The organism is Vibrio sp. Vb1026 (genome assembly GCF_033338745.1).
Classification (GTDB): domain Bacteria; phylum Pseudomonadota; class Gammaproteobacteria; order Enterobacterales; family Vibrionaceae; genus Vibrio; species Vibrio alginolyticus.
This window is the reverse complement of the sequence record NZ_JAWOTH010000047.1, coordinates 1-2,497: the sequence shown is the minus strand read 5'-3', so window position 1 is coordinate 2,497 and position 2,497 is coordinate 1. Positions and strand designations below refer to the sequence as shown.

At 40.0% G+C, this 2,497-nt stretch carries 4 protein-coding genes; all 4 read left to right on the top strand.

All coding sequences use genetic code 11. The annotated features are described in order from the left end of the window. Positions 1 to 144: 144 nt before the first annotated feature. Complete coding sequence (locus R7E47_RS23970) at positions 145 to 576, top strand: hypothetical protein (protein ID WP_258483925.1); 432 nt, start codon at positions 145 to 147, stop codon at positions 574 to 576. Between the two features lie 150 nt (positions 577 to 726). Continuing rightward, on the top strand, positions 727 to 1,095 hold the full coding sequence (locus tag R7E47_RS23965; RefSeq protein WP_054702901.1) for a hypothetical protein: 369 nt from the start codon (positions 727 to 729) through the stop codon (positions 1,093 to 1,095). A 158-nt stretch (positions 1,096 to 1,253) separates the two neighbouring features. Further along, positions 1,254 to 1,523 (top strand): hypothetical protein, encoded by a 270-nt coding sequence (locus R7E47_RS23960; protein ID WP_318085138.1) that lies wholly within the window; start codon positions 1,254 to 1,256, stop codon positions 1,521 to 1,523. A gap of 242 nt (positions 1,524 to 1,765) precedes the next feature. Further along, entirely contained in the window at positions 1,766 to 2,257 is a 492-nt protein-coding gene (locus R7E47_RS23955) for an RDD family protein (protein ID WP_318085136.1), read from the top strand. Positions 2,258 to 2,497: the final 240 nt, after the last annotated feature.

The following is a 2,497-nucleotide window of genomic DNA, read 5'->3' as shown; positions in this document are numbered from 1 at the left end:
TTTGCGGTGGCTTATGATGATTAAGGCGTTGTGCGGTAGCTTTTGTATTGCGTTACTCACACCTTAGCAAGGCGTTATGCATCAATGGTGGTTTGACTAGCTTAGGCTATGATTAAGTTTTGTTTTCAAAATGGAGGCTTAATCATGGTTCTGAATGAGTTGGACAAAAGTCTTGAAAGTATAGAAGCGCATATGGGTTCTTGTTTTAAGTTACATCTGATAAACGAAGGGCGGTTAACGCGAAACCAAGAAAAAAACTCAGATTATAGTTATGCTGTCTCAGGAATTGACTCTGGCTTGGAACCACTGACAAGGGATGAACGAGAGCAAAAGTTTATTCGGTTAGCGGTCGGTAACGTGAGAAATGCCCTTTTCGAACACTCAGTGGCAATTAAATATCTAGTATGTGATCAACTTAATTATTGTGCAAATAAAAACCATGAAGGGATCGGCATAGCTTTGACCACGCTTGATAGTCTGATAATAAAATCCATAGGGTACCCAGTACCAATTTTAATGATTGCGACATGGGCAATTAAATCAAATTTTTTTGATAATTTATGTGAATGTAAGTGATGCATAACAAACTGTTTAAGAGTGATTCGCAACGCGTGGCATTTTTACTATGCGTTGCGTTTTGTGTTTAAGGTGGTTTGCGGAGGCATTGGTATTACGTTGCTCACACCTTAACAGGGCGTTATGTGTAATCAGAGTTTGAGATAAAATATGCACAAAGTAATCAGGTCTGGTGTAGCACTATTTATGCTTAGTTGCGTCCAATCGTCAGTATTTGCAGAAGAAGGCTCTTTTGGCTTAGATGGTGAGTTTGTTTATAAAGATATTGTCGGCGGGCCATATTTTGATGAATGGTATGTCGCTGGAGATATGGGCCAGCTGAACGACATTAAAATCTATCGTGAAGGTAAGTCAGGTTCGTTGGAGGCAATAATCAAGGTTGACTGTAAGTTACAAACGGTAACAGCCCAAGGTTCTGCCTTTATCTATGATTCTATTGCTTTGTCCAAAGAGGAAGCTCAAGAGTATTTCTCCGCGGATATTACGAAAGCAATCGTTAATAAAATCTGTATGCATTGACCAAACACATAACAAACTGTTTAAGAGGGATTCGCAACGCGTGGCATTTTCACTACGCGTTGGTTTTAGTGTTTAGGGTGGCATGCGGCGACTTCGGTATTGCGTTGCTCACCCCTTAACAGGGCGTTATAAGCTAAGGTGAAATTAAGGAGATATCTATGGGAAGCAAAGCATATGAAGAAGGTTTTAAATCATGCCTTTATTCTGATTATGTAAATCCATATCCGGAAGACTCTTCAGAATTTGATGACTATGAGCGTGGTCGTACCCAAAAACTCAAACGTAGTGGTTCAAATAGTAGTTTTTCTGGTGGTTTCGACTTGTGGGAATCAGACATAGAACCTGTTAGAGATGTAGAGTACAAACCACAAAAATCATCATTAGAGCCACAGAAGCCCAATCCATATGCCCGAGCAAAGGGAAAGTAGGACGCTTCGAGTACGCTTATAACAAACAATTTAAGAGGGATTCACAACGCTTGGCACTTTTGTTCCTACTTCAAGTTAAGTGTTTATAGCATAATGCTTTAGGTTGGGGGGTAGCGTTGTTCACCCCTTAATTGGGCGTTATGTTAATTGAAGCGTATTGCAATTAATTGAATATTGTCTTGAGAAAGAAATTACATTACGTATCATGCATTTACGTTGGTTATATAAACTAGGTAAATAATATGAAAGATAATGTTCCCGCGAAAATGAGTGATTTGTACGAATATTCAGGTTTTTGGCCTCGAGTTGGTGCTAGTCTAATTGATACTGTGATAATTTGTGTCCTTACATACCCGATTCTAGTAGCGGTTTATGGCTGGGCATATTTTGACAACGATGCGTTAGTACAAGGCTTCGCTGACCTGATTTTAAGCTGGATTTTTCCATTGGTAGCGATCATTGGTTTCTGGCTTTATCGTCAAGCGACACCAGGTAAAATGGCTATATCAGCGAAAATTGTAGACGCTAAAACTGGCGATAAACCTACCCTTCAACAGTATATTGTAAGATACCTTGGGTATATCCTAGCGACAATCCCTCTTGGACTAGGTATATTTTGGGTGGCTTGGGACAAGCGTAAACAGGGGGGGCACGACAAACTCGCCAATACCGTCGTTATCTGCGAAAAAGATCGAAACACACCTCAAGAAGTTGAATTCTCATCAAAAAATTAACATAACAAAGCATTTAAGAGTGATTCCCAACGCTTGGCATTTTTCATTCCATCGTTGGGTTTCGTGTTTACGGTGGTAAGGTTTAGGTCTGTGGTCGCGTTGCTCACACATTAATGCGGCGTTAGGCGACATGAGACAAACGATAGACTAGTGGATAGTATCTTGGCGTGAATCTAGCTTCAGTTAACAGAAAAGGAGTGGATTAATGAATGGTAAAGCATTTGATAATTGGCAAAAATC

Coding starts and splice junctions, on each gene's coding strand:
- R7E47_RS23970 (WP_258483925.1), top strand. CDS start 145: ATGGTTCTGAATGAGTTGGACAAAAGTCTTGAAAGTATAGAAGCGCAT.
- R7E47_RS23965 (WP_054702901.1), top strand. CDS start 727: ATGCACAAAGTAATCAGGTCTGGTGTAGCACTATTTATGCTTAGTTGC.
- R7E47_RS23960 (WP_318085138.1), top strand. CDS start 1,254: ATGGGAAGCAAAGCATATGAAGAAGGTTTTAAATCATGCCTTTATTCT.
- R7E47_RS23955 (WP_318085136.1), top strand. CDS start 1,766: ATGAAAGATAATGTTCCCGCGAAAATGAGTGATTTGTACGAATATTCA.